The following is a 25,042-nucleotide window of genomic DNA, read 5'->3' as shown; positions in this document are numbered from 1 at the left end:
CAGCGGACTGGCGAACAGCCGCCCGCCCGGCACGGCGGCGGAAGAGGATGCGGCAGGCGATCCTGCGGCAGGCGATCCTGCGGCAGCCGGCGCTGCAGCAGGCGGTGTAGCGGCAACCTTCGAAGCGGTCGCTGCCGCGGGTTCGGCAGCGGGGGCCGGCGCGGCCGTAGCCGCCCCGCCATGTTCCGCCAGCGCGCGGTCGATTGCGGAGGCGTCATCGCCGTCGGCCAGCAGCACGCCGATCACGGTGTTGATGGGCACCGACGCGGCGCCGGCCTGGACCACGATGCGGCCCAGCACGCCGGCATGTTCGGCGTTGATTTCGACGATGGCCTTTTCGGTTTCGATTTCCGCCAGTGCATCGCCGACGGCGACCTTGTCGCCTTCTTTCTTTAACCACTGGTGCAGGTTGCCGCCCGACGTGTCGGCGGCAACGGATGGGAGCTTGATAAGGTGTGCCACGATGTTCGTCCTAGTTTGCGGCGGCGGCCAGATCGGGCCGGTAGGCGGCGGGGTCGTCGTATTCGACCAGTTCCAGCACATTGCCTTCCGGGTCGCGGAAGAACGCCAGCCAGGTGCCGGGGCGCACTTCCATGGGCGCGGGCGCGCTGTCGAACACGACGCCCTTGGATTCCAGGTTGCGCACCACGCCCGCCAGATCGCGCACGATGAAGGTCAGGTAGGTGGCGCCCTGGCGGTCCAGGATCGCCGCGCCGCGCACGGCGGATTCGGGCGCCACGCTGGGCTGCAGCAGCTTGATGCGTTCGCCGTAGGACGTCTGCAGGCGCGCCACGTCGTAGCCGTGCACCGTCAATCCCGTGGCGCGCGCCTTGTCGGCGGGCACGCTCACGCGGTTGACGAGCGTCAGGCCGACCACGTCCGTGTAGAACGCCAGCAGCGCGTCCAGATCCTTGCAGCAGATGCCGACTTCCATCGGCACGGTCATTTGCAGGGCGCTCATGCCTGTTCTCCCAGGTCGGCCAGCACGTCGGCCAGGCCGCCCAGCACTTCCTCGGTGTCGGCGAACGCCGCGCGTTCCAGCACCTTCGAGATGCTGGGCGACGCTTCGCCGCCGGTCACACGCTTGATCGGCTGGTCCAGCCAATCGAAGTAACGGCGCTGGATCTCATCAGACAGCATGGCGCCGTAGGACGTGCCACGCGCGCCTTGCTCCACGATCAGCACGTTGTTGGTCTTCTGGATGCTGGCGCCGATGGTGTCCCAGTCCAGGCTGGCGCGGTCCAGCGTGCGCAAGTCGATCACTTCGGCGTCCACGCCGGCTTCTTCAGCGGCCTTGAGCGCACGGCTGACCATCGACAGGTAGGTCAGGATGGTGACCTTGCTGCCGGCACGGCGAACGCGGGCCTTGCCAAACGGGATGGCGTAGTCCAGGTCGCCGGCGGGCACTTCGCCCGACGAGGCATACAGGTCCACGTGTTCGATGACCAGCACGGGGTCCTTGGAGGCCAGCGCGGTGTTCATCAAGCCCACGTACTCGAAGGGCGTGGACGGGGCCACGATGCGCCAACCGGGCGCGGTGGCGAAGATGCCGGCCGGGTCCATCGAGTGCTGCGAGCCGTAGCCCGTGCCCATCGCGACCTTGGTGCGCAGCACGAAGGGCACGTCGATGTCGCCGCCGAACATGTGGCGGGCCTTGCCGATCTGGTTGAAGATCTGGTCGGCCGCGACCCACATGAAATCGGGGTACATGAATTCGACGACGGGCTTGTAGCGGCCGTCCATTGCCAAACCGCCGCCCAGGCCGGCGAAGGCATTCTCGGAAATCGGGGTGCCCAGCACGCGGTCGGGGTACTTGTCCTTCAGGCCGCGAGTCGCACCGTTGGTGCCGCCCTTCAGGCGGTGCACGTCTTCGCCCAGCACGACCACGCCGCCATCGGTTTCCATGCGGCGGTCCAGCACGTCGGCGACGGCATCGACGAACTTGCGCTCGACTTTGTCGCCGGTGTAATCAGCCACGTCCTCGTAGCGCAGGCCGGCCAATTCGGCGCCATCGCTGCGCAGGCCCACGTCGCGGAAGTCGGGGCTGGGCCACAGGTCGGCGCGCACGCGGCGCTTGCCGCCTTCGGCGGCTTCGGTCAGGCGGCCGCAGACGTCTTTCATGACGTCCTTGCAGCGCTGGCGCAGCGCGTCCACTTCCGCTTGCGTGATCAGCGCACGTCCGATCATCTCGGAAGCGATCTGGTCCAGCGGATCGCGGCGGCGCCATTGCGCCTCTTCGTCCTTCGTGCGGTAACCGAAGGCGCTGCCGGGGAAGGGACCGTTCTGGTGGAAGAAGCGGTACACGTCCACTTCCACGATGGTCGGGCCGTTGCCGGCGCGCATGTGCGCCACCGCTTCCGACATGGCCAGGTGCACGGCCAGCGGATCCATGCCATCCACCTTCCACGACGGGATGTTGAACGCCAGGCCGCGGGCCGACAGGCGCGGTTCGGCGGTGGATTCTTCCACCGTGGTCGACACGGCGTAGCGGTTGTTCTCGATGAAGAAGCACAGCGGCGTCTTCCACGCGGCGGTCAGGTTCATCGTTTCCAGCACGGACCCGATGTTCACCGCGCCGTCGCCGAAGTAGGTCACCGCCACGCGGTCGGTGCCGGCGTGCTTGTGCGCCCAGCCGGCGCCGGCGGCCAGCGGCACGCCGCCGCCCACGATGGCGTTGGTGCCGAGCGCGCCCGCTTCCAGCCAGCGCAAGTGCATGCTGCCCCCACGGCCGCGGCAATAGCCCTGGGCCAGGCCCATGATCTCGGCCAGCGTCTTTTGCAGGACTTCGTCGATGGCGGGGGTGAGCGGGTTGCGCGGGTCCAGGCCCAGCGGGGCGACGTGCTGCAGCGCCTTGGCCAGGAACTGGTGGTGGCCGCGGTGCGACCCGTTGATCTGGTCGCCGGCGCCCAAGGCCAGCACCGAACCGACGGCGCCGCCTTCCTGGCCCACGGACGAGTGCGCGGGGCCGTGCACCAGGCCTTCGGCGGCCAGGTCCAGCACGGCCTCTTCAAAGGCGCGAATCCAGTGCAACTGGGTGAGCATGGTGCCCAGCAGGGCGGGGTCCGCCTGCTGCCAATCCTTTGCCTCGACCGTCAGTTGCCGCCAGGGCGCTTGGGGCTCAAGCGGTTGGTAGGTGGCCATGAGTGAATCTCCAGAATGTTTTTAAGCGTCGGTGCGGTTAGAGGTAGCTGTAGCGGCTCCAGCCGCCGTCGGCCACCAGGGTGTGTCCGGTGATATAGGCGGCCTGGCGCGACGCCAGGAAGACCGCCAGGTCGGCCATTTCGGCCGGCTGCGCCATGCGGCGCAGCGGGGTGCGCTGTTTCAGGCGCTCGGGGTCCAGTCGGCCGCGTGCAGCCAGGTCTCGCACCAGATCGGTCTCGACATAGCCGGGCGCCAGCGCATTGACGCGCACGCCCATCGGGCCCCATTCCACCGCCAGCGTTTCGGTCAGCAGCACCACGGCGCCTTTGGTCGCGCAGTAGGCGGCGCGGTCGGGCGCGGCCACCACGCCATACATCGAGGCCAGGTTGATGATGCTGCCCGAGCCTGCCGGCACCATGCGGCGGCCGGCGGCCTGCGCGCACAGGAAGACGCCGGTCAGGTTGATGTCGACCGCGCGGCGCCATTCGTCCACGGTCACTTCCAGCGTGGGCTTGTTGGCCGAGATGCCGGCGTTGTTGACCAGCACGTCGATGCGGCCCCAGGCCTGTTCCACCCGGGCGAAGGCGCGTTCGACGGCGTCGGCGTCGGTGACGGAAGCCTGCACCGCGATGGCTTCGCCGCCGTCGGATGTCAGCTCGGCCACGGCGGCGTCCAGGGCGGCGGCGTCCATGTCCAGCAGCGCGACGCGCGCGCCTTGGCGCACGAAAGCCTGCGCCGTGGAAAAGCCGATGCCTTTGGCGCCGCCGGTGATCACGACGGTCTGGCCGCGCAGGTCGCTATGGATGACTTCAGTAGGGTTGTCCAAGGTATTTGCCTGTAAGGGGGTTTGCGTGACGGCGCGTCAGACGGCCAGCCATTCCTGCACAACGTCCTGGCGCTCATGCAACTGCGCGGGCGGTCCTTCGAATACGATGCGGCCGTGGCCCATGACGCTGACGCGGGTCGACACCTTCAGCGCGATGGTCAGCTTCTGCTCCACCAGCACCACCGAGACGCCGCGTTTATGGATGTCGCGGATCACGTCCGCAATCACTTCCACGATCTTCGGGGCCAGCCCTTCGGTGGGCTCGTCGATCAGCATGACCTTTGGGTTGCCCAACAGCGATCGGCACATGGTCAGCATCTGCTGTTCGCCGCCAGACAGGTTGCCGGCGCGGGTATTGCTGCGCTCCTTCAAGCGCGGGAAGTAGTCGAACATCTGCGCGACCGTCCAGTAGGGCGCGTCGTCGCGCTTGGGCTGTTCGCCCATGCGCAGGTTCTCGTCCACGGTCAGGTTGGCGAAGACCTCGCGTTCTTCGGGCACGAAGCCCAGGCCGGCGCGCGCGATCTCGAAGGGGCGCTTGTTGGTGATGTCGCGTCCTTCGATGGCGATGCGCCCGCCGGTCACGTCCACCAGGCCCATGATGCTTTTCATGGTGGTGGAGCGGCCTGCGCCGTTGCGGCCCAACAGGCTGACGACTTCGCCGCGCCCGATGGACAGGTCGATGCCGTGCAGGATGTGGCTCTTGCCGTAGTGCGCGTGCACGCCTTGCAGGCTGAGCAGGGGGGATTGCGTCGTCATACCGTTTCCTCTCCCAGGTAGGCTTCGCGCACGCGGGCATCGCCGCGGATGTCCGCGGGCGTGCCCGTGGCCAGGATTTCGCCGTACACCAACACGCTGATGCGGTCGGCCAGCGAGAACACCACCTGCATGTCGTGTTCGACGATCAGCAGGGTGCAATCGCGCGTCACTTCCTTGATGAGTTCGACCGTGTAGTCGACTTCGTGCTGCGACATGCCGGCCATCGGCTCGTCCAGCAGGATGACCTTGGGGCGCGAGGCAAGCGTCATGCCGATTTCCAGCGAGCGCTGCTCGGAGTAGTTCAAGTCGCCCGCGGCCGTGTCCTGCTTGGCGGTCAGGCGCACTTTCTCCAGCAGGCGGTCCACGTCTTCATTGACGGCGCGGTTGCGCGCGATGGGGCGCCAGAAGTTGTAGACCAGCCCGTGCATACGCAGCACGGCCAGGCGCAGGTTTTCCCGAACCGACAGGCGTGGGAATACGTTCGTGATCTGGAACGAGCGCGCCAGCCCCAGCCGGTTGATGGCTTCAGGCGCCAGGCCGCCAATGGAACGCGAACGCAGGCTGATGTCGCCCGAGGTCGGCGCGAACGAGCCCGACATCAGGTGGAACAAGGTGGACTTGCCGGCGCCGTTGGGGCCGATGACCGCGTGCCGTTCGCCGGCTTCGATCGCCAGGTTCACGCCGCGGATGATCTGCGCTTCGCCAAAGGACTTGCGCACGTCAGTCAGGGTCAGGATGTCGTGGGTCATTTTGCGGGCTCCAGCACAGGGGCGGCGTCGCCGTCGTCGCGCCACAGGGCCAGCGCCCAGCGGCAGGCTGCCAGGCCCACGGCAGATAGCGCCAGCGGGATCAGCCAGGTGGACAGCGCCAGCGGCGCCCATTCCTGGCCGAAGAGGGCAATGGCGGGCCAGCCGGCCTCCGGGTTCATCGCCAGCAGTGCGCGGTAATCGCGGGCGAATATGCGTTGCAGCATCTCGACCGAGAACACGGTGGCGGCGGTCAGGAGCAGGCCGGCGGCCACCGACAACGCGGCGCGCGGCAGCCAGTTGGCCAACCCGCGCTCGCGCAGCGACTTGGCCGCGCGCTGCACCAGGCCCACCAGGCCGTCCGGCACGAACAGCATGACCAGTACGAACAGGACACCCTGGTACAACAGCCACGACCGCGTGATGTCGGCCAGCGTCTGCGACAGGAAGGTCAGGATGGAAGCGCCCAGCACAGGGCCCAGGAAGGCGTTGACGCCGCCGATGTAGGCGAACAGCACCGCGTCGGTGGACAGCTTGACCTCGAACAGCACGTAGTTGCCGGCTTCGATGTTCAAGGCCTGCAGGCCGCCCGCGATGCCGGCGAACATGGCCGACAGCGCAAACACCATCGTCTTCAACGCATGCGGGCGGTAGCCCAGGTAGCGCAACCGATTGGCGTTTTCGCGCAGGCCCAGCGTTAGCCGGCCTAGCGGCGTACGGGTCAGGCCGTACAAGGCCGCCAGCGAAATCAGCACCCAGGCCAGCACCAGGAAGTACACCTCGATGTCGGAACCGAAGGTGAAGCCCCAGGCCGGCATGCGCATGGCCGACACGCCGGCTTCGCCGCCGAACACGCCTTTCAGGTGCGGCGCCAGCGCGTGCAGCAATTCCGCCAAGGCCAGCGTGATCATCGAAAAGTACACGCCGGAACGCATGGTGGCGAACCAGCCGGCAACGAGACCGAACAGCAGGCCGGCCACGCCGCCCGCCAGCGGCATCAGCGGCGTGGGCAAGAGGCCCGCGCCGCCCAGCGCATTCATGGCGTGGATGGTGGCGAACGTGCCGACGCCGAAGTACGCGGCATGGCCGAAGGACAGCATGCCGCCCTGGCCCGCTAGCAGGTTGAAGGCGCAAGCGAAGAGCGCGGCGATCAGCATCTGCACCGCGGCCACGAGCTGCCCCGGGGGCAGCAGCCAGGGCAGCGCGCACAGCACGCCCACGCAGACGATCAACAGCAGGGCGCCCGAGACGTTACGGGTTTGGCTCATGCCTGTTCTCCTTTCAGGCCGGACGGCTTGACCAGCAGCACGACCAGCATCAGCAGGAAGGGCAAGGTGGCCGCCAGGCTGGATATCTTCACGGTCATCAGGCCGCCCACGCTTTCGGCCCACTCGCCCGCGCCGAACAGGCCGAACAAGGAAGCCAGGCTGGCGTCGATGCCCACCGAAAACGAGCTGATCAGGCCGATCAGCAGCGACGCGATCATCGCGCCTTCAAGCGAACCCAGGCCGCCCACGACCACCACCACGAACACCAGCACGCCCAGTTCCAGCGCCATGTTGGGATTGGTGGTGTAGAAGGCGCCAGCCACGGCGCCCGCCAGGCCGGCCATCGCCGCGCCCACGCCGAACACGCTCATGAAGACGAGCGGCACGTTGTGGCCCAGCGCTTCGGCCATGCGTGGACGGTAGATGGCCGAACGCACCACGATGCCCACACGAGTGCGCGACAGCAGCAGGTAGATCACGGCGAACATCGCCAGCGACACGCCGCCCATCAACAGGCGGTAGAAGGGGTAGTCCGCGTCGAACACGCGGAAGGCCGCGAAGTTCAGGAACTGCGGCACGCGGTAGTCCACGGGGAAGTCGCCGTAGAACAGCTTGATCAGCTCGGCCACGATGAACGCCAGGCCGAACGTCACCAGCAGTTCCTGCGCGTGGCCGAACTTGTGGACGCGGCGCAGGAAGAAGCGTTCGACGCCCATGCCCAGCACGCCCGCGATGATCGTGGCCAGCACCAGCGCCGTCCAGAACCCCGTGACCGGCGTGAGCGTGTAGGCGGCATATGCGCCGATCATGTAGAACGAGGCGTGCGCGAAGTTCAGCACGCCCATCATTCCGAAAATCAAAGTCAGGCCTGCCGACACCATGAATAGCAGCAGGCCGTAAATCACGCCGTTCAACAGCGAGACGGTAAAGAATTCCATGTCCGCTCCATAATTCTTGCGCTAAGACGCGAGGCGTCCTGCGAGCGATTGCGCACGTTGTTTTTCCGGCCCGCGCCGGGAGTGCGCTTGTTTTTTGCGGTGGCGATGATGGGTTGCGCGCGTTCGATGCTGGCGTTCGCTTTTGGGGACCTGCCGCGCTCCACCCATCCTACGAAGCGGGGTACGCATCCGTAGGATGGGTGGAGCGCGCGACAATCACGCCGCGCGCGCTGCCGTCCAGCGCGCGCAACCCATCAGTCTGGCCGTTGCATCTTGCACGTTGCCTGCACCGGCGCCGACACGTCCGCCGCTGCCAGCACCTTCACCGGCTCGAAGCCCATGTCGGTGCCGTCGGCCTTGTACTTGGCGCTCTTGCTCACCTTGGACACGACCATCGGCAGTTGCACCTGGTGGTCTTCAGCGCGCATGGTGTAGGTGCCCAGCGACGAGGTGTAGGTGACCTTTTCCAACGCCTTCGCCAGCGCCGGCACGGACAGCTTGCCGTCCTGCGGCGGCACCTGCTTGAGCGCTTCGCCCAGGAAGCGCACGCCGATGACGGTTTGCGGTTCCGTATAGCTGGGGTAATGGCCGGTCTTGGCCTTGTAGTCTTCGGCGAACTTGGCGCCTTCGTCGCCCGCGGCTTCGATGTTGTACGGGTGCGCGATGTAGTGGCCCAGCGCGACTTCGCCCGCGTTGGCCAGGTTGCCCACCTGGTCCAGGAACACGGTGGCAAAGCGCACCTTCAGGCCGGCGGCCTGCGTGGCCTTCATCAGCAACAGCAGGTCGTTGGACCAGTTGCCCGTGATGACGGTGTCGGGCGTGGCCGAGCGGATGCGCGCGACGTAGGGCGCGAAGTCCTGGATCTTGTTGACTTCATGCAGCGTCTTGCCCACCACTTCATAGCCGTACTGCTTGGCGAAGCGCTCGGTGGCGCCTTCCATGTCCTGGCCCCAGGAATAGTTCTGGTTGATGGCGTACACGCGTTTGCCCAGCGTGCCGTCGGCCGACATCACCGAGGCCAGCGACTTCACGCGCAGGTCGGCGTTGGTGGTGAAGCGGAAGTGGTAGAAATGGCATTTCTGGCCCGTCAGTTCCAGCGCCTCGCCGCCCACGTTCAGGAAGACGACTTCCTTGCCCGGGTTGCGAAGGTTGTGCTTGCGCACGTCTTCGGTCAGCTGGCCCGAGATCGCGGACGACGAGCCCTGCACCAGGACCTGCACGCCTTCGGCAGCGGCGGCGCGGAAGCGGTCGGACGCGCCCACTGGGCCGCCCTGGTTGTCGAATTCGACCAGTTCCAGCGGCTGGCCGTTCCAGCCGCCGGCGGCGTTGATGCGGTCCAGTTCGTACTTGACCGCGGCGCGGAACATCAGGCCGGTCGAGGCCTGCGGGCCCGACAGCGTTTCGATCAGACCGATCTTGACGGGTGCGGCGTGCGCCGATGCGGCAATGCCGGCCAGGCACAGCAGGCCGGTGGTGAAAGCCAATTTCATGCGTGTCTCCTCCGTGGGACGGGAGTGGTGAGTCCGTGAATCAAGCAAGCGCGCTTTGCTGCGGCTCTTCTACGCCCAGAAAGCGGGCAATTTCGGTGAGTTGTCCTTCCAGCATGTACAGGCCCGGATGGGTGCGGCAGCCTTGCGCGGCGGCGGCTCGCAGCAAGGGGGTGTCGACGCGGCTCATCACGGCGTCGGCCACGACGGTGCCGGGGGCCAGGGCGTCCAGGGGGAAGGGCAGGGGATCGGTGTCTTGCAGGCCCAGCGAGGTCGCGTTGATGGCGATGTCGCAGGGTTCGGGCGCGGAATCCGCCACGCGGATGTCCAGGTCGGGGTACTGACGGGCCAGGTGGGCGGCGAAGGCGCGCGCCTTGTCGGCGGACCGGTTGTACAGGCGCAGGCTGGCGGGGCCGGCGTCGGCCAGGGCACAGGCGATGGCCTTGCCGGCGCCGCCCAGACCGGCCAGGTAGACGTGGCGGCCGGCGGGGTCATGCCCCTGGCTGCGCAAACCGGCCACAAAGCCCAGGCCGTCGAAGTTGCCGCCGGTCAGCACGCCGTCTTGCAGGCGCACGGCATTGACCGCGCCGATCAGCTGGGCTGCCGGGGTCAGGGCGTCGCACAGGGTGGCGGCATGTTCCTTGTGGGGCACCGTGACCACGATGCCGCCCAGGTTGGCCAGGCCGCGCAGGCCGGTGAACAGGCCGGGCAGCGCGTCGGCGGACACGTGGAAGGGCACCATGACGGCGTCGACCGCGCGTTCGCGCAGCAAGGCATTGAGCCGCTGGGGCGTCTTGACGTGCGCGATCGGGTCCGCCGCGATCGCGAATACGGTAGTGCTGCCGGTGATTTCCACCTGGTTGTCCCCTGCCTGTCATGCGGCCTGCGGCCGTGTTTTTCTGACCCTTCTTGCCTGAAAGCGCGACTTGATTTACGCTTTCGGAATAAGTTGTCAGGCAACTTTATTAAGTTGTCCGATAAATCATAGGGCATGCGTTTTTCTCGTGTCAAGCAGCGGATTCAGGAGTTCAATCCAAGAAGCCGCTGGCGCTTGAGAGGCCACGGGCCCGCCCATAGAGAGCTTTGGAGACAGGATGATTTCGTTCGAAGGACAGGTGGCCGTCATCACCGGCGCAGGCAATGGCATTGGTCTGGCGACCGCGCGGCTGATGGCCGCCCACGGCGCCCGGCTGGTGCTGACCGACATCGACAACGCGCGCCTGGAGGCGATCGCGGCCGAGCTGGATCCCAGCGGCCAGCGGGTCTACACCCACGCGCTGGATGTGTCCGTGTCGCACGACTGCGAACGCGTGTTCGAGTCGGCGGCCAAGCATTTCGGCGGGCTGGACCACCTGGTCCATTGCGCCGGCATCTACCCGGAACAACTTGTGAAAGACACCAGCGACGAGGCCTGGCGCACGTTGATGCGCGTTAACCTGGACGGCACGTTCTACGTGTGCCGAGCGGCCCAGCGCCACCTGCGCCACAACGGGTCGATCGTGCTGCTGACGTCCTTGGCTGCCCAGCGCGGCAGCTACGCCCACGCCGCCTATTCGGCGTCCAAGGGCGCCGTGCAGAGCTTCACGCGCAGCCTGGCGCTGGAACTGGCGCCGCAGATTCGCGTGAATGCGGTGGCCCCCGGCATCATCGCCACGTCCATGACGCATGACCTGATCGGCCAGAAGGGCGCGCAGTTGCTGGAAAGCACGCCGTTGCGCCGCTTCGGCACGGCCGAGGAAATCGCCGGATCGATCGCGTTCCTGTGTTCGCCGCTGGCGGGCTTCGTGACCGGCGAAGTCATGCAGGTCAACGGCGGCATCTATATCGCTTAAAGTTCAGGACGCCGCCATCACGATCCAACGATTTTCCATGCAGCCTACCCAAGAACAGGACCCGCCGCGCGCTGCGCCCAAGAGTTCGCTTTCCGCGGCCTTGGGCGACGCGCTGGCCGAGCAGATACGCCAGGGCGTGCTTGCCCCCGGCGATCGCCTGCCGACCGAAAAACAGCTGACCGAAACCTATTCCGTCAGCCGCGCGGTCGTGCGCGAAGCGCTGGCCCGCTTGAAGTCGGAAGGGCTGATCACGTCGCAGCAAGGCAGCGGCGTGTTCGTCGATCCGAACTTCCAGCGCAACGCGTTTCGCATTGCCGCGCCCACGCCGGGCGACAGCCAGGACCTGGAACACATCCTGGAACTGATGCTGTCCATCGAAGTCACCGCCGCGCGCTACGCGGCGCAGCGTCGCACCGAGCAAGACCTGAAGAAGATCCGCCAGGCGCTGGTGGGCATGGAATACGCGCTGATCAACGACAAGCTGGGCGACGAAGAGGACTACCAGTTCCATCAGGCCATCGTGCAGGCCACGCACAACCCGCATCTGGTCGCGTTGAACGACTACCTGGAAGCCAACGTGCGCCGCGTGATCCGCAGTGCGCGCAACAACACGGCGCGCAGGTACGCCGAACGCATGGCCGCCGTGCAAAGCGAGCACCAGGCCATTTTCGCGGCAATCGAAGGGGCGGATCCGGACGCTGCCGGCCAAGCCGCCGAACAGCATCTGCGCAACGCCGCAGACCGGCTGCGCCTCTTCCAGGCCGAACGCCCCGCGCCGGTCTAGCCGGCGGCGGTGCGTCCGCGTGGGCTCAGGCGAAGGTCTGTTCCATTTCGCGGCGGAACTGCACGGCGGTGGAGCGGTCGTCGTACTCCACGTCGCGCCAGCGTATCGCCTGCGACTGGCGCACCGGGTTCTTCAGCTTGACCTGGTGCGACAGGCCCAGCGGCAGATAGCCTTCTTCCACCGAGTCCGGCGCGGGCATCAGCCGGCCGTACACCGTATAGCCGCCTTCGCCGTCCAGCAACTGGCCGGCTTGCAGATCGCGCTTGGCAGTGGCCACCACGTCGCCGTGCCAGCCGGCGGGCGCGCCCGTGGGCTCGCGCCGCAGCCCGACGCTGGCCACGCTGATGCCCAGCTCCAGCCCGATCAGGTGATAGGGCTTGTACATGGCGGTGAAGTTGCCGCTGGGATCGGTGACCAGCCCGTATTCCTGGAAGCAGCGCCGCACGTAGTCGCTGTCGGCGGCCAAGGTCACGTAGACGCCCCAGCGCAAGTCGCGAAACACCGGCCGGCCGTCGCGTTCCAGCGACGAGATCACTTCCACCTGCCCGCGATGGTGCAGAATGCCGCCGTCTTCGCGCGGACGCAGCACGCGGGCCAGATCGTCGACGCCGCAAGGCGGGAAATGCAGGCCCGAGGGCGACGGCAGCAGGCCCGTGGCGTTGGACACCGCCGCCATTTCGATGGCGCTCTTGGTGCCGTCCAGGAAGCTGTTGAACATCTGTGCGTTGAAGTCGCCCGCGGCCACCATTTCAGCGGTGAAGCCGTAGTAGGGCCAGACGGTATCCGGCGTGGACGTATGGAATTCCGGCAGGTACTTGGTACCTTTGCCCGCCGCCATCACCTCAAAGCCGGCGGCGCGCGCCCAGTCCACCATTTCGCAGATCAGGGCCGGCTGGTCGCCGTAGGCCAGCGAATACACGATGCCCGCCTCGCGCGCGCGGCGCGCCAGCAACGGGCCGGCCAACGCGTCGGCTTCGACGTTGACCATGATGATGTCTTTGCCGTGTTCGCAGCAGGCCAGCACGTGGCCGATGCCGGCTGCGGCCTGGCCGGTGGCGTCGATGACGATGTCGACGTCGGGGCTGGCGATGATGGCGTAGGGGTCGTCGCTGAAAAAGACCTTGCCGTTCTTCAGCGCGTCATTGGTGCTGGCGGCGTTCAGTGCGCTGGCGGGCCAGCCCACGCGGGTCAGCGCGGCGCGGGCGCGGGCGGGCGCCAGATCGGCCACCGCGACCAGCCGCATCCCGGGAGTGCGGGGCGCCTGGCTCATGAACATTGCGCCGAACTTTCCGGCGCCCAGCAATGCAACTCGCAAAGGCTTGTGGTCGGCTTCTCGCTGCTTGAGCAGGCGGTGCAGATTCATGGTGCGGGCTCCTCCGGGGTGGGGGTACAGCCAACACAGAATAGCCCTAAATCATGACCGCTGAACAGGACCCGCGCGGACTCATTCGTCTGCCGTATAGAGCTCGCCCGCCAGCACGTTGCGCCAGTTAGCCCAGGTGATGCGGGCGCGATCGGTGACCTGCCGGTTGTAGGGGGCGTCGAACAGAATGTGTTTCCAGCGCGGCTTGACTGCGCCTTCGATCAAGGGCTTGTCGTCGATCAGCAAATGGCCCTGCACCAGCGTCTTGTCCTTGGTCAGGATCAGCCGGTTGGTGGCCTCGCGGCCCAGGTGCTTTTCCACCCACAGGTACTTTTCGGCCACGCAGTTTTCGAACTGCGACAGCGGCGACGTGCAGATCCGCACGTCCATGCCCAATGCAAGCAGTTCGCGCACGGCGTCCAGCGCGCCGGGCACGGGCGGCAGGTTGCGGATGAACCCCGGGGCGGTGTAGATGGCCTCGGCCATGCCGCGCAGTTCCGGGGCGTAGTCCTCACGGATGTAGAAGGATTTCCGGTCTTCGAACGCGACGGGGGCGATGTCCGGGTGGCGGGCGCGCCAGGCGTCGATGAACGCGTGTTCGAAATCCGCCAGCACGCCGTCTTGGTCCAGCAGGATGATCATGGTGATCCCAGGTCGTTGCAACCGCCTGATTGTGCCAGAGCCGCGCTACCCTCCACCGGGGCGCGACTGCGCGATGACGCGGTAGCGGCTGCCGCCCGACAGGGATTCCGAGGCCACCAGCACCATGCGGTCATAGCGCCAGGACAGCGGCGCCGGCGTCGCGTCAGGGGGCTGCCCGCGTTCGATGTTGCGCAGCAAGGTCACGTGCGGGCGGAAGGGCTGGGGCGGGGCCGCCAGGCCGAATCCGGCCAGCCATTGCCACAGCCCGTCATGCGCCGCCTGCAAGCCGGCGGGCGTATCGCGCGGGCCGGCCCACAGGATGCGTTGGCGGTTGAACACGCCGTAGTGGTCCAGCGCCACCTCGCCCGGGGCCAGCCGGTGGTCGGGCGTGGCGCAGGCCAGCGTGTCTGCCAGCTGCGCCTCCACCGGCCCCAGGAAGGCCAGGGTCAGATGCAGCGTCTCGGTGCGCATGACGCGGCCGCCGCAGGCCAGGCGGGCCTGTTCCGCCCAGCCGGCCAGCGACGCGGCAAGCGGGGGCGACGGCCACAGGGCGAAGAAGAGACGGACGGTGGACATGCGCCGATTGTAGGCGCGGCCTGCGCCCTACGCGTAGTGCTCGTCGCCCAGCAACATGTCTTCGAAGAACGCGCCGAAGCGACCGGCCGGATCGCGCAAGTGGATCTCCAGGATCCAGCGCATCTCCGCCGGCGAGGTGGCCAGGTCCGCCAGCGAACCGGTGTGGATCGCGGCGTGCGGGAAATCGGACACGCGGTGGCCCGGCAGGTCGAAGTTCAGCTCCCATCCCAGCGCGCGCGCCTGGCGGTCGGCGTAGGCGTAGAGCTCCTGCCCGGTCAGCCCGTCGCGGCGCCACACGCCGCGCACGTCGTGGAACAGGGCTTCGGCGTCGCGGGCGCAGCGCGCCTGGTCGGCATTGCCGCCCACGGTGAACGACTTGCCGCCGTCGCCTTCCCAGGCGTCCAGGCGTGGCGCGATGTCCAGGAAGAAGATGTCGTGCTCGCCCAGCACCACGCCGGGTTCGGAAGCCTGGCGCATGGCCTTCATGGTGTTGGCGCCGAAGCGCACGCGCGTCGGGTGCCAACTGAGCGCCATGCCGGCGTCGATCAGCGTTTGCCGGGCCAGTTGCACGGCGTCTTCTTCGACCATGCCGGGCCGGATGCGCGCCGCAACATCGGCGATGGCCTGGCGGGTCTTGTTGCGGGCGGCCAGCATGCCGTCCACGGAAAAGGCGGGGCCGACGCGTTCGCTGGCTAGGGACGGGGGCATCGTCATGGCGGGATCCTTTGGGGGTGGTGGGCGCGGCGGCATGCCGGGCCGGACAGGGCAATCTTGCCGGCCGGGCGGGCAATGGGGCAGGGCCGGCGTGGACGGAATCGCGCCAGCTTGGTGCGGTGGGCGGCCAACGGGGCACGCAGGGGTGGTTTCCGGCCGCGATGCCGCGTTTTCAGGCCAGGCTGGTGCGCGGGGCCATGCCGCGGCCGTGGCGGTCGGCTAAGGTAGCGTTTTGTGCGTCCACCGCCGTTCCGCCTGCTAACGATTTCCCATGAAAACCGTCGCTATCGTCGTCTTTCCCGGCGTGCAGTCGCTGGATGTCAGCGGACCGCTGGACGTGTTCGCCGAAGCCAACCGCTTCCTGTTGCCCGCCCAGCATTACCAGCTGGAACTGATCGGGCTGACGCGCGGCACGGTGCCCTGTTCCAACGGCATGGCGCTGCGGCCGCCGCCCCACTACGCGGACGTGGCCGATCCCCCAGACCTGCTGTTGGTGGCGGGCGGGCCGGCCTTGCCCGGGCAGCGCGAACCCGATGATGCCCTGGCCTGGCTGCGCGCGATGTGTCTGCGTGCGCCGCGCTATGGCTCCATCTGCAACGGCACCTTCCTGTTGGCGCGCGCCGGCCTGCTGCAGGACGCCACCGTCACCACGCATTGGAACGATGCGCCGGCCCTGGCGGCGCGCTACCCCGCGCTGCGGGTCGAGGCGGACCGGCTATACGTGCAGGACGGGCGCCTGCATACGTCGGCGGGCGTGACGGCGGGCATCGACCTGGCGCTGTATCTGCTGGCGCAGGACGTCGGGCAGGATGTCGCCCTGAATGTGGCCAAGCGGCTGGTGGTGTTCACGCAGCGCGCGGGCGGGCAATCGCAGTTCAGCCCGTTCCTGACGCCGTTCGTGGAAGAGACGTCGGCCGTGGCGCAGGTGCAGCAGCACGTGCTGGGCCACCTGGACGCGGACCTTGGGCTGGATGCGTTGGCGGCCGTGGCCAACATGAGCCGCCGCAACTTTTCGCGGGTCTTCCTGCGCGATGCGGGGGTGACGCCGGCCGAGTTCGTCGAACGCGTGCGGGTGGATGCGGCGCGGGCGCGCCTGGAGCGCGAGGCGCGGCCGCTGAAGACCGTGGCCTACGAATGCGGCTTTCGCGATGCGCGCCATCTGCGCGAAGTGTTCACGCGGCGGTTGGGCGTGTCGCCCAGCCAGTACCGCGCAAGTTTCGGGTTCTAAGGCGGCGCGCGCCTCAGGTGTCGGTGGTTTCCGATTTGCGCAGCCGGCTCAGCGCGGTGTCGAAGCGTTCGACGCCAGGGCGGGCCGGGCGGTCGAAGCGCTCTACGCCAGGGCGCGCGGGCTTGTCGAAACGTTCCACTCCGGGTCGGGTGAAGCGCTCGACGCGCGGCGGGCTTTGCGTCTTGGCCTGCACGCTCTGGGCGGCGGCCTGCTCGCGCTTGGCGATGATCTCTTCGGCGCGTTGATGGTGCGGGGCCATCTTGCGCACCATCACCCGGCCGTCGCGCGGGAAGTAGTTGATGCGGCGGGCGTGCACGTCGCCCAGGTCCTGCGCCTTGACCGGGATGCCTTCGGTCTTCAGGTAGTTCAGGACGAATTCGCCGTTGCGTTCGCCGATGTTCATCTGCTGCATGGCGCTCAGCACCGCGCCGCCGCCGAACACCTTGGCTTCCAGGCGGTCGCGCACGGCGCCCGCCTTCAGCAGTTCGTTGATCAGCACTTCCATCGCGAAGGCGCCATAGCGCATCGTGGCCGAGGCAGGCGACTGCATGTCGCCTTCCGGCAACATGAAATGGTTCATGCCGCCCACGCCGGTGACCGGATCGTGGATGCAGGCGGCGACACACGACCCGAGTACGGTCGAGATCATCAGGTCTTCGTCGGTGACGTAGTACTCGTTGGGGAGTACTTTCACCGCCTGACACTGGAACGCGCTATCGAAATAGTGGCGCGTTGCACGGGCTTCAAGACGGGCGACCATGGGACTTAAGGGGCAAGAACAGCGATTGGGACACGAAGGACGGCGCTCGGTAAAACAATGAATGTTTCAAAAAGTGTAAAAAAATGTCGCTTTATTCTTGCATATCCCAGCTTACAACGGGGGAAATGCTTGTAACGGCGACGGTGCGATACGTCCCTGATTTTTAACGCTCTTTCTCGCGGTTTCCTTTTTTGCAGGGTGGACAGCCTGTAGGCCCAGCGCCCGCAGGCGCCAGCGGCCGCTCACCCGGACGGCTTGCAATCATCGTACCCGGGCGGATAGCACGCCTTTCCCCGGATCACGGGGAGGATCGGGCTTCATACGTGGCTTTAGGCGGGGGTTTTCAGTGGCGGCGGCCTGCGCCGGTTCCCAAGGCGCGGGCCATCGGGAACCGGGCCGCAACGCGGCAGCGTCAGAAGCGCGTACTGCGCGTGACCGACCAGCGGGCCGACAGCGCGCCCAGGGCGGCCGAGGCCACCACGGCGGTGATCAGCACCGAGGTACCGGGCAGGTGAAGGGCGAATTCGGCGCCGTAGCTGCGGGCCAGCCCCAGCAGGGCGTCGTTCAGCGGAGACAGCGCGATGGCGGCAACCCCGATGGCCAGCAGCGAGGCCACGGCGCCCGACAGCGCGCCCAGATACAGGAATGGCCGGCGCACGAACGATTCGGTGGCGCCGACCAGGCGGGCCACGCCGATTTCCTCGCGCTGGGAGAGCGCCTGCATGCGCACCGTGTTGAACACGGTGGCCAGCACCACGACCGCCACGCAGGCGGCCAGGAAGCCAAGGCCGATGCGGGCAAACCGCAAGATGGCTTCCAACCGCTGCACCCAGGCGCTATCGAGCTGCACCAGGTCCACGTGGTTCCATTGCTTCCAGGCGCCCGCGAGCTTGTCCGCGCGCCCGGCCAGATTGTCGCCATCGGCCAGCGTCACGACCACGGCGTCCGGCAGGGGATTGCCCGGCAGCACGGCCAGCGCCTGCTGCCAGGCGGGGTTGGCGCGCAGGTCGGCCAGCGCGGCGTCGCGCCCCACGACACGCGCGGCGCGCACGTCTTGCGAATACTCGTCCTTGATGCGCTTGGCCACGTCGGCGGCGGCGCCGGCCGGGGCGTCGACGCGCATGAACACGGTGACTTCGGGCGTCACGGACATCTCGCGCGCCACGGGCTGGACCGACACCAGGATGGCGCTGCCCAGCAAGGGCAGGGCCAGCGCCAGCGCCATGACCAGCAGGTTGGCCAGGGATGAGAACGGCTGCTTGGCCAGGCGACGCAGGGTGACCATCAGCGCGTAGCGGTGTTGCCGCAACCAGGCGTTCATGCGGACTCTCCCGGATGGCCAAAGCCGGGCTCGGCGCGGCCGCCGCCCGTGCGGGTCGAGGCGGCCTGGGCCTGCCCGGCCTCGGGCGGAGGCGCGGTGCCAGCGGAATCGGCGAACTTGCCCGGGTCGATGCGCAAGGTGCGGGTGGCGTAGCGCGCCATGAGGTCCTGGTCGTGCGAGGCGATCAGCGTCGTCACGCCGACGCGGTTGAAGTCGCGGAACACGTTCATGATGCGTTGCGCGTTGTCGTGGTCAAGGTTGGCGGTGGGTTCGTCCGCGATCAGGATGGCCGGCCGGTTCACGATGGCCCGCGCGATCGCCAGGCGTTGCTGTTCGCCGCCAGACAGTTCGATGGGGTTCAGATCTTCCTTGCCGGACAGGCCCACCTTGTCGAGCGCGGCGCGGGCACGCGCGGCGGCCGAATCCCAGGGCTGCCCCTGGACGGCAAGCGGCAGCATCACGTTTTCGAACGCGCTTCGATCGAACAACAGGTGGGTGTCTTGCAGGATGACGCCCACGGCGCGGCGCAGATACGGCCGGGCGCGCGCGGGCAGCTTGTCCAGCCGCTGGCCGTTGACCTGGATGGATCCGCGGCTGGCGGGCTCCAGCCCGCCGATCAGCTTGAGCAGCGTGGACTTACCGGCGCCGGACGGCCCCGATACGAAAACGAATTCTCCCGCGCTGACGCGGAAGTTGATGTCGGCCAGAATATTGCGGCCGCGACCATATGATTTGAATACGTGTTGGAATTCGATCATGGCGGCTGTCAGATGAAGCCGCAATAGTAACTCGGGGACAGTAAGGTGGCCTAAGCCTCTTGGTGGGCAGGCTGTGAAAAAGCGTATCCATGTGACCAGTCGGACACGTTTTCGCCAGAACGAAATGAATGCGTCTTGGGACAAATCCGACGCGCTAAAACACGTCCCCGTTTTCGTACGAAAACAACGTTTGATTTCGCCAGTGTCCCTATATTTCAAGGGAATTCCCGGATGCGCCGCCTGCTGCGCGGACGCTACCATCCGCCCCATGCGTCGGCCCAACCCGGCCCGCGTACGGCTCGATTTATCCCACACGGAGATCACGATGAAAGTACTGAAACTCGCTGCTATTGGCGCGGCACTGTTTGCTGCATCCGCGGCCGCCAATGCGGGCGCGACCTTCGATAATGTCAAAAAGAAAGGGTTTGTCCAATGCGGCGTGTCGACGGGCATTCCGGGTTTCTCGATCGCCGACAGCAAGGGTGAATACAAGGGCATCGACGTGGACCTGTGCCGCGCCATCGCCTCCACGATGTTCGGCGACGCCACCAAGGTCAAGTTCACTCCGCTGAACACGCAGCAACGCTTCACCGCGCTGCAGTCCGGCGAAGTCGACGTGCTGACCCGCAACACCACCGTGACGCTGACGCGTGACACGACGCTGGGCCTGATCGGCGTGGGCGTGAACTACTACGACTCGCAAGGCGTCATGGTCTCCAAGGACCTGAACGTCAAGAGCGCCAAGGAACTGAACGGCGCCACCATCTGCGTGCAGCCGGGCACCACCACCGAACTGAACCTGGCTGACTGGTTCCGTGGCCAGAAGATCGAATTCAAGCCTGTCGTGATCGACAAGTACGACGAAATCATCCGCGCCTTCTCGGCCGGCCGCTGCGACGCCTTCACGACCGACAAGTCGCAGCTGGCTTCCACGCGCACCACGCTCGAGAACCCGGACAAGTTCATCATCCTGCCGGAAGATTTCTCCAAGGAGCCGCTGGGCCCCATGGTCCGCCAGGGCGACGAGCAATGGTTCAACGTGGTCCGCTGGTCGCTGAACGCCATGCTGGAAGCCGAGGAATACGGCATCACCAAGGCGAACGTCGAAGAAATGACCAAGAGTCCCAACCCGAACATCCAGCGCATCCTGGGCGTGACCCCGGGCATGGGCAAGAACCTGGGCGTGGATGACAAGTGGGCCTACAACATCATCAAGAACGTGGGCAACTACGGTGAAAGCTTCGAAAGCACGCTGGGTAAGAACAGCGCGATGAAGCTGGAACGCGGTCTGAACGCGTCGTACAAGCAGGGCGGTTTGATGTACGGCTGGCCGGTGCGCTAACACACGGCTGCCTGGCAAAACGGAGCCTCGGGCTCCGTTTTGCCTAGCCCGCCATAGAGCGGGCGGCAGGAGTGGGGGGCGTGGCCTTGCCGGCTTTGCCACCCGGTGTACGACTTCTGTAGATTCAACATGACGACTTCCAATAAAAACGCCCCGATTTCGGCGCCCCGCCGGCGGCTGAACTGGAACGACCCCGGCGTGCGCTCCGTGGTCTACCAGGTGCTTGCGCTGGCAGCGGTCGCCTGGGCCGTGTGGTTCCTGGTTTCGAACACGCTTCACAACCTGTCCGTGCGCAACATCGCCACGGGGTTCGGGTTCCTGAACCGCGAAGCCGGGTTCGCGATCGGCGAAACGCCCATCGCCTACACCCCCGCAAACGATTACGGCCGCGCCATCCTGGTGGGCCTGCTCAATACCCTTCGCGTTGCCGTCATCGGCATCGTGCTGGCAACCATCCTCGGCACTCTGATCGGCATCGGCCGCCTGTCCAAGAACTGGCTGGTGGCCAAGATCACCTCGGTGTACGTCGAGGTGATGCGCAACGTGCCGCTGCTGTTGCAGCTGTTCTTCTGGTACGCGCTCATCACCGAGAACATGCCGGGCCCGCGCCAGGCGCACAACCCGCTGCCGGGCGTCTTCATTTCCAACCGGGGCCTGAAAGTGCCCGGGCTGGAAGGCAACTCGCTGGACTGGATGCTGGCCGGGCTGGGCCTGGCCATCGTGGCCATCATCTTCCTGGGCCATTACGGCAAGAAGCGCCATGAGGCCACGGGCCACATGTTCCCGCTGGGCCGCTGGGCCATCGGCCTCTTGATCGGACTGCCGTTCATCGGCTGGCTGGTCAGCGGCGCGTCGCTGACGCTGGACATGCCGGAATTGAAGGGCTTCAACTTCTCGGGCGGCTTGACGCTGTCGCCGGAATTCGCCGCGTTGTTGGCGGGGCTGGTGATCTACACGTCGGCGTTCATCGCCGAAGTGGTGCGTTCGGGCATCCAGGCCGTGAACAACGGCCAGTGGGAAGCTGCCGGTTCGCTGGGCCTGCGCAGAAAGCAGGTGCTGCGCCTGGTAATCCTGCCGCAGGCGCTGCGCGTGATCATCCCCCCGATGACCAGCCAATACCTGAACCTGACGAAGAACAGCTCGCTGGCGGTCGCCATCGGCTATCCGGACATCGTGTCGGTGGTCAACACCACGCTGAACCAGACGGGCCAGGCGATCGAGGGCATCCTCATCATCATGGGCGCGTACCTCACGGTCAGCCTGTCGATCTCGATATTCATGAACTGGTACAACAAGCGCATCGCGCTGGTGGAGCGTTGAGATGAGCAGCACTACGCATACCCCCAGCGAAGGCCTGCCGCCGCCCAGCACACACGTGGGCGCGTGGCCGTGGCTCAAATCCCGCCTGTTCTCGTCGCCGCTGAACATCCTCATCACGGTACTGCTTGCGTGGTTCCTGTTGATGGCGGTGCCGGCACTGGTGGAATGGGCATTCATCAAAGCCAACTTCAACGCGACGAACGCTCAGGAATGCCGTGCTTCGGGCGGCGCCTGCTGGGCGTTCATCATCGAGAAGCACCGGCTGATCCTGTTCGGCACCTATCCGTTCGATGAGCAATGGCGTCCGCTGATCGCCACCATCATCCTGGTGGCGGTGATCGTCTGCAGCGGCATCCGCCGTTTCTGGAACTGGAAGCTGGCCGTCATCTGGACCGTGGGCCTGACCGCCGTGGCGCTCCTGATGTGGGGCGGCGTGTTCGGCCTGACCTATGTGGAAAACGCACGTTGGGGCGGCCTGCCGCTTACGCTGATTTTGTCCACGTTCGGCATCGCCTTCGCGTTCCCCATCGGCGTGCTGCTGGCCCTGGGCCGGCGTTCGAAGATGCCGGCCATCAAGGCGCTGTGCGTCGTGTACATCGAATTGATTCGCGGCGTGCCGCTGATCAGCCTGCTGTTCATGTCGTCGGTGATGCTGCCCTTGTTCCTGCCGGAAGGCTTTTCCATCGACAAGCTGTTGCGCGCGCAGATCGCCATCATCATGTTCGCCGCGGCCTACATCGCGGAAACGGTGCGCGGCGGCTTGCAGGCCATCCCCAAGGGACAGTACGAAGGCGCGGATTCGCTGGGCCTGAACTACTGGCAGCAGATGCGCAAGATCATCCTGCCGCAGGCGCTGAAGATCGTGATCCCGCCGCTGGTCAGCATTTTCATCGCGCTGTTCAAGGACACGTCGCTGGTGGTGATCATCGGCATCTTCGACCTGACGCTGGCAGCCAAGGCGGCCTTGTCCGACGCGGCATGGCGCGGATTCGGCGTAGAGGCGTATCTCTTCATCTCGCTGATCTACTTCGTGTTCTGCTTTTCCATGTCCAAGTACAGTCAGGCGCTTGAAAAACGTCTTGCGACTGATCACAAACGCTAGCCAATGCCGCGCGTCCGCCGCAAGGCGGGCGCGCACAGCGATATTTACGGGAGTACAGGCATGTCCGATGCCATTATTCGTTTGCAGGACGTGAACAAGTGGTATGGCCAGTTCCACGTGTTGCGCAACATCAACCTGGACGTGGCGCAAGGCGAGCGCATCGTGGTGTGCGGCCCCTCGGGGTCGGGCAAGTCCACGATGATCCGCTGCATCAACCGTCTGGAAGAGCACCAGAAAGGCCACATCATCGTGGACGGCACGGAGCTCACCAATGATCTGAAGCACATCGAGACGATCCGCAAGGACGTGGGCATGGTGTTCCAGCACTTCAACCTTTTCCCGCATCTGACGGTGCTGGAAAACCTGACGCTGGGCCCCATGTGGGTGCTGAAGAAGCCGCGCTCGGAAGCCGAGGCGACGGCCATGAAGTACCTGGAGCGCGTGCGCATTCCGGAACAGGCCAAGAAGTTTCCCGGCCAGTTGTCGGGCGGCCAGCAGCAGCGGGTGGCCATCGCGCGTTCGCTGTGCATGAATCCCAAGATCATGCTGTTCGATGAGCCCACGTCGGCGCTTGACCCGGAAATGGTCAAGGAAGTGCTGGACGTGATGGTCAGCCTGGCCCAGGAAAGCGGCATGACGATGATTTGCGTGACCCACGAAATGGGCTTCGCGCGCAAGGTCGCCAACCGTGTGATCTTCATGGACCGCGGCGAGATCATTGAGCAAAACAGCCCCGACGAGTTCTTCGACAACCCGCAGAACGACCGGACCAAGCTCTTCTTGAGCCAGATTTTGCACTGATCGGCGGAACCCCGCGTTCTCAAGCACCCCAAGCGTTGGACACAGGTCCGGCGCTTGGGGTGTTTTTCATGGTGCCGGCCCTCGCGTGAAGGCTGAATTTCAGGGAATCGCGGGAACTTCGGGGGAAGTTCAGGCGTATCTCTTTGTTACGTCAGTCTGCTCCCTGCGGTATGCTACTGACCGCTATCGATCCGGAGTGAGGAGAACAACATGATGACGAAAACCCCCCGCCGCGCTATGCGCCGCGCACTGCTGCAAGGCGCCGTGGCGCTTGCCGCCACCCTGCCTTTCGGGGCGCCCGCCCTGGCGCAAGCCACTGATTTTCCGACGAAGCCGATCCGCTTCGTCGTGCCTTACCCGCCCGGCGGCCCGCTGGACACCATGGCCCGCATGCTGGCCGAAAAGGTGCGCGGTTCGCTCGGCCAGGCCGTGATCGTGGAAAACCGCTCGGGCGCAGGCGGCAACATTGGCGCCGACCTGGTGGCCAAGGCGCCGGCCGACGGCTACACGCTGGTGATGGGTGCGGTGGCCACGCATGCGATCAACCCCTGGTTGTTCGCCAATCTGCCGTACGACCCGGTGAAGGATTTCGCGCCGGTCACGATCGTGGCCTCGGTGCCGAACGTGCTGGTGATGAACGTGGAGTTCGCCCAGAAGAACAACATCAAGACGCTGGCCGATCTGATCGAGTACGCGAAGAAGAACCCGGGCAAGCTGAACTACGGTTCGGGCGGCAACGGCAGTGCAGGCCATTTGTCGGGCGAGCTGCTGAAGGCGCGCGCGGGCATCAATGTCGAGCACATTCCTTACCAGGGTGCGGCGCCGGCTCAGTTGGCGCTGCTGTCGGGCCAGTCCGATTTCATGTTCGACAATCTGGCGGCCTCGGCGCCGTTGATCAAGGACGGCAAGGTGAAGGCCTTGGCCGTGACGACGGCGAAGCGTTCGTCGTTGCTGGCGGACGTGCCGACGGTCGAGGAGTCGGGGGTCAAGGGCTTTGACCTTGGCACCTGGTTCGGGGTGTTCACGACCGGTGGCACGCCGGCGCCTGTGGTGGCGAAGCTGAACAAGGCTTATTCGGAAGCGATGCAGCAGCCGGATGTGAAGCAGCGTCTGTTGACCATGGGGTCGGAGGCGGGGCCGATGACGTCTGAGGCGTTTGCTGAATTCGTTAAGGGCGAGAAGGCGAAGTATCAGGAGATCGTTAAGATTTCTGGGGCTAGTTTGAATTGATTTTGTTTTTTGATGGGTGGGTTGAGTTGAGTTTTTAAGACGCCCGTCGCGTCGGCGGCCCGGGGTGACTCGGGTCAACGATTGCGGTCCGGAGCCTTCGCTCCGGA

At 66.1% G+C, this 25,042-nt stretch carries 25 protein-coding genes; 8 read left to right on the top strand and 17 right to left on the bottom strand.

Annotated elements, in window-relative coordinates; translation table 11 throughout:
- The 10 genes from AC27VE_RS29455 to AC27VE_RS29410 form a co-directional block, all read right to left on the bottom strand.
- Positions 1-462: biotin/lipoyl-containing protein (locus tag AC27VE_RS29455; protein WP_488705724.1), on the bottom strand; the 462-nt coding region annotated here is incomplete at its 3' end.
- A gap of 10 nt (positions 463-472) precedes the next feature.
- Entirely contained in the window at positions 473-961 is a 489-nt protein-coding gene (locus AC27VE_RS29450) for a VOC family protein (protein ID WP_088591066.1), read from the bottom strand.
- Entirely contained in the window at positions 958-3,141 is a 2,184-nt protein-coding gene (locus AC27VE_RS29445) for an alpha-ketoacid dehydrogenase subunit alpha/beta (protein ID WP_488705723.1), read from the bottom strand. The genes AC27VE_RS29450 and AC27VE_RS29445 overlap by 4 nt, the downstream gene beginning before the upstream one ends.
- A 37-nt stretch (positions 3,142-3,178) precedes the next feature.
- Entirely contained in the window at positions 3,179-3,967 is a 789-nt protein-coding gene (locus AC27VE_RS29440; RefSeq protein ID WP_006228127.1) for an SDR family NAD(P)-dependent oxidoreductase, read from the bottom strand.
- A gap of 36 nt (positions 3,968-4,003) precedes the next feature.
- Positions 4,004-4,723, bottom strand: coding sequence for an ABC transporter ATP-binding protein (locus AC27VE_RS29435; RefSeq protein WP_424625524.1), 720 nt, complete (start codon positions 4,721-4,723; stop codon positions 4,004-4,006).
- A complete protein-coding gene (locus AC27VE_RS29430; protein ID WP_006228129.1) occupies positions 4,720-5,472 on the bottom strand; it encodes an ABC transporter ATP-binding protein in 753 nt (250 codons plus the stop codon). Before AC27VE_RS29430 ends, AC27VE_RS29435 begins: the two co-directional genes overlap by 4 nt.
- The gene (locus tag AC27VE_RS29425) at positions 5,469-6,737 is read right to left on the bottom strand and encodes a branched-chain amino acid ABC transporter permease (RefSeq protein WP_488705722.1); all 1,269 of its coding nucleotides are present in this window, start codon (positions 6,735-6,737) and stop codon (positions 5,469-5,471) included. Before AC27VE_RS29425 ends, AC27VE_RS29430 begins: the two co-directional genes overlap by 4 nt.
- A complete protein-coding gene (locus AC27VE_RS29420; protein ID WP_006222522.1) occupies positions 6,734-7,675 on the bottom strand; it encodes a branched-chain amino acid ABC transporter permease in 942 nt (313 codons plus the stop codon). The genes AC27VE_RS29425 and AC27VE_RS29420 overlap by 4 nt, the downstream gene beginning before the upstream one ends.
- Positions 7,676-7,929: 254 nt before the next feature.
- On the bottom strand, positions 7,930-9,165 hold the full coding sequence (locus tag AC27VE_RS29415; RefSeq protein WP_088591061.1) for a branched-chain amino acid ABC transporter substrate-binding protein: 1,236 nt from the start codon (positions 9,163-9,165) through the stop codon (positions 7,930-7,932).
- Positions 9,166-9,205: 40 nt separating this feature from the next.
- Positions 9,206-10,018: a shikimate dehydrogenase family protein gene (locus AC27VE_RS29410; protein WP_006222519.1), complete on the bottom strand. Its 813-nt coding sequence runs from the start codon at positions 10,016-10,018 to the stop codon at positions 9,206-9,208.
- Between the two features lie 238 nt (positions 10,019-10,256).
- Here AC27VE_RS29410 and AC27VE_RS29405 point away from each other — a divergent pair, with 238 nt between their 5' ends.
- Both AC27VE_RS29405 and AC27VE_RS29400 read left to right on the top strand, forming a co-directional pair.
- The gene (locus AC27VE_RS29405) at positions 10,257-10,994 is read left to right on the top strand and encodes an SDR family NAD(P)-dependent oxidoreductase (protein WP_006222518.1); all 738 of its coding nucleotides are present in this window, start codon (positions 10,257-10,259) and stop codon (positions 10,992-10,994) included.
- Between the two features lie 37 nt (positions 10,995-11,031).
- Positions 11,032-11,778 (top strand): FadR/GntR family transcriptional regulator, encoded by a 747-nt coding sequence (locus AC27VE_RS29400; protein ID WP_006222517.1) that lies wholly within the window; start codon positions 11,032-11,034, stop codon positions 11,776-11,778.
- Positions 11,779-11,803: 25 nt separating this feature from the next.
- Here AC27VE_RS29400 and AC27VE_RS29395 read toward each other — a convergent pair whose 3' ends face one another.
- From AC27VE_RS29395 to AC27VE_RS29380, 4 genes are all read right to left on the bottom strand, one after another.
- On the bottom strand, positions 11,804-13,141 hold the full coding sequence (locus AC27VE_RS29395; protein WP_006222516.1) for an NAD(P)H-dependent oxidoreductase: 1,338 nt from the start codon (positions 13,139-13,141) through the stop codon (positions 11,804-11,806).
- An 81-nt stretch (positions 13,142-13,222) separates the two neighbouring features.
- On the bottom strand, positions 13,223-13,783 hold the full coding sequence (locus tag AC27VE_RS29390) for a 5'-3'-deoxyribonucleotidase (protein WP_088591058.1): 561 nt from the start codon (positions 13,781-13,783) through the stop codon (positions 13,223-13,225).
- 45 nt (positions 13,784-13,828) lie between these two features.
- Entirely contained in the window at positions 13,829-14,359 is a 531-nt protein-coding gene (gene thpR / locus AC27VE_RS29385) for an RNA 2',3'-cyclic phosphodiesterase (RefSeq protein ID WP_006222514.1), read from the bottom strand.
- A gap of 27 nt (positions 14,360-14,386) precedes the next feature.
- On the bottom strand, positions 14,387-15,073 hold the full coding sequence (locus AC27VE_RS29380) for a M24 family metallopeptidase (protein WP_488705721.1): 687 nt from the start codon (positions 15,071-15,073) through the stop codon (positions 14,387-14,389).
- A 271-nt stretch (positions 15,074-15,344) separates the two neighbouring features.
- Here AC27VE_RS29380 and AC27VE_RS29375 point away from each other — a divergent pair, with 271 nt between their 5' ends.
- A complete protein-coding gene (locus AC27VE_RS29375) occupies positions 15,345-16,301 on the top strand; it encodes a GlxA family transcriptional regulator (RefSeq protein ID WP_488705720.1) in 957 nt (318 codons plus the stop codon).
- A gap of 13 nt (positions 16,302-16,314) precedes the next feature.
- Here the strand turns inward: AC27VE_RS29375 and cheD are convergent, their stop codons facing one another.
- From cheD to AC27VE_RS29360, 3 genes are all read right to left on the bottom strand, one after another.
- Positions 16,315-17,061 carry a chemoreceptor glutamine deamidase CheD gene (gene cheD, locus AC27VE_RS29370; protein WP_088591054.1) on the bottom strand — a complete coding sequence of 249 codons (747 nt, stop codon included), beginning with the start codon at positions 17,059-17,061 and terminating at the stop codon, positions 16,315-16,317.
- 412 nt (positions 17,062-17,473) lie between these two features.
- Entirely contained in the window at positions 17,474-18,382 is a 909-nt protein-coding gene (locus AC27VE_RS29365; protein WP_088591053.1) for a cell division protein FtsX, read from the bottom strand.
- Entirely contained in the window at positions 18,379-19,140 is a 762-nt protein-coding gene (locus AC27VE_RS29360) for a cell division ATP-binding protein FtsE (RefSeq protein ID WP_488705719.1), read from the bottom strand. The genes AC27VE_RS29365 and AC27VE_RS29360 overlap by 4 nt, the downstream gene beginning before the upstream one ends.
- A 325-nt stretch (positions 19,141-19,465) precedes the next feature.
- Between AC27VE_RS29360 and AC27VE_RS29355 the strand changes: the two genes are divergently transcribed.
- The 5 genes from AC27VE_RS29355 (at position 19,466) to AC27VE_RS29335 (ending at position 24,935) form a co-directional block, all read left to right on the top strand.
- Entirely contained in the window at positions 19,466-20,482 is a 1,017-nt protein-coding gene (locus AC27VE_RS29355) for an amino acid ABC transporter substrate-binding protein (RefSeq protein WP_006222508.1), read from the top strand.
- Between the two features lie 129 nt (positions 20,483-20,611).
- Positions 20,612-21,802 carry an amino acid ABC transporter permease gene (locus AC27VE_RS29350; protein ID WP_088591051.1) on the top strand — a complete coding sequence of 397 codons (1,191 nt, stop codon included), beginning with the start codon at positions 20,612-20,614 and terminating at the stop codon, positions 21,800-21,802.
- 1 nt (position 21,803) lies between these two features.
- A complete protein-coding gene (locus tag AC27VE_RS29345; RefSeq protein WP_485824458.1) occupies positions 21,804-22,904 on the top strand; it encodes an amino acid ABC transporter permease in 1,101 nt (366 codons plus the stop codon).
- Positions 22,905-22,964: 60 nt separating this feature from the next.
- Entirely contained in the window at positions 22,965-23,705 is a 741-nt protein-coding gene (locus tag AC27VE_RS29340; RefSeq protein ID WP_169269714.1) for an amino acid ABC transporter ATP-binding protein, read from the top strand.
- Positions 23,706-23,918: 213 nt separating this feature from the next.
- Entirely contained in the window at positions 23,919-24,935 is a 1,017-nt protein-coding gene (locus AC27VE_RS29335; protein ID WP_424625594.1) for a Bug family tripartite tricarboxylate transporter substrate binding protein, read from the top strand.
- Positions 24,936-25,042 lie beyond the last annotated feature (107 nt).

It is taken from the genome of Achromobacter sp. 18P8.1.1 (assembly GCF_057799415.1).
This window is presented reverse-complemented; position numbering and strand designations above follow the sequence as displayed.

What these genes read in the sequence shown, in the direction of transcription:
- AC27VE_RS29450 (WP_088591066.1), bottom strand. Translation starts at nt 961, where the DNA reads ATGAGCGCCCTGCAAATGACCGTGCCGATGGAAGTCGGCATCTGCTGC.
- AC27VE_RS29445 (WP_488705723.1), bottom strand. Translation starts at nt 3,141, where the DNA reads ATGGCCACCTACCAACCGCTTGAGCCCCAAGCGCCCTGGCGGCAACTG.
- AC27VE_RS29435 (WP_424625524.1), bottom strand. Translation starts at nt 4,723, where the DNA reads ATGACGACGCAATCCCCCCTGCTCAGCCTGCAAGGCGTGCACGCGCAC.
- AC27VE_RS29430 (WP_006228129.1), bottom strand. Translation starts at nt 5,472, where the DNA reads ATGACCCACGACATCCTGACCCTGACTGACGTGCGCAAGTCCTTTGGC.
- AC27VE_RS29425 (WP_488705722.1), bottom strand. Translation starts at nt 6,737, where the DNA reads ATGAGCCAAACCCGTAACGTCTCGGGCGCCCTGCTGTTGATCGTCTGC.
- AC27VE_RS29420 (WP_006222522.1), bottom strand. Translation starts at nt 7,675, where the DNA reads ATGGAATTCTTTACCGTCTCGCTGTTGAACGGCGTGATTTACGGCCTG.
- AC27VE_RS29415 (WP_088591061.1), bottom strand. Translation starts at nt 9,165, where the DNA reads ATGAAATTGGCTTTCACCACCGGCCTGCTGTGCCTGGCCGGCATTGCC.
- AC27VE_RS29405 (WP_006222518.1), top strand. Translation starts at nt 10,257, where the DNA reads ATGATTTCGTTCGAAGGACAGGTGGCCGTCATCACCGGCGCAGGCAAT.
- AC27VE_RS29400 (WP_006222517.1), top strand. Translation starts at nt 11,032, where the DNA reads ATGCAGCCTACCCAAGAACAGGACCCGCCGCGCGCTGCGCCCAAGAGT.
- AC27VE_RS29395 (WP_006222516.1), bottom strand. Translation starts at nt 13,141, where the DNA reads ATGAATCTGCACCGCCTGCTCAAGCAGCGAGAAGCCGACCACAAGCCT.
- AC27VE_RS29390 (WP_088591058.1), bottom strand. Translation starts at nt 13,783, where the DNA reads ATGATCATCCTGCTGGACCAAGACGGCGTGCTGGCGGATTTCGAACAC.
- thpR (WP_006222514.1), bottom strand. Translation starts at nt 14,359, where the DNA reads ATGTCCACCGTCCGTCTCTTCTTCGCCCTGTGGCCGTCGCCCCCGCTT.
- AC27VE_RS29380 (WP_488705721.1), bottom strand. Translation starts at nt 15,073, where the DNA reads ATGACGATGCCCCCGTCCCTAGCCAGCGAACGCGTCGGCCCCGCCTTT.
- AC27VE_RS29375 (WP_488705720.1), top strand. Translation starts at nt 15,345, where the DNA reads ATGAAAACCGTCGCTATCGTCGTCTTTCCCGGCGTGCAGTCGCTGGAT.
- cheD (WP_088591054.1), bottom strand. Translation starts at nt 17,061, where the DNA reads ATGGTCGCCCGTCTTGAAGCCCGTGCAACGCGCCACTATTTCGATAGC.
- AC27VE_RS29365 (WP_088591053.1), bottom strand. Translation starts at nt 18,382, where the DNA reads ATGAACGCCTGGTTGCGGCAACACCGCTACGCGCTGATGGTCACCCTG.
- AC27VE_RS29360 (WP_488705719.1), bottom strand. Translation starts at nt 19,140, where the DNA reads ATGATCGAATTCCAACACGTATTCAAATCATATGGTCGCGGCCGCAAT.
- AC27VE_RS29355 (WP_006222508.1), top strand. Translation starts at nt 19,466, where the DNA reads ATGAAAGTACTGAAACTCGCTGCTATTGGCGCGGCACTGTTTGCTGCA.
- AC27VE_RS29350 (WP_088591051.1), top strand. Translation starts at nt 20,612, where the DNA reads ATGACGACTTCCAATAAAAACGCCCCGATTTCGGCGCCCCGCCGGCGG.
- AC27VE_RS29345 (WP_485824458.1), top strand. Translation starts at nt 21,804, where the DNA reads ATGAGCAGCACTACGCATACCCCCAGCGAAGGCCTGCCGCCGCCCAGC.
- AC27VE_RS29340 (WP_169269714.1), top strand. Translation starts at nt 22,965, where the DNA reads ATGTCCGATGCCATTATTCGTTTGCAGGACGTGAACAAGTGGTATGGC.
- AC27VE_RS29335 (WP_424625594.1), top strand. Translation starts at nt 23,919, where the DNA reads ATGACGAAAACCCCCCGCCGCGCTATGCGCCGCGCACTGCTGCAAGGC.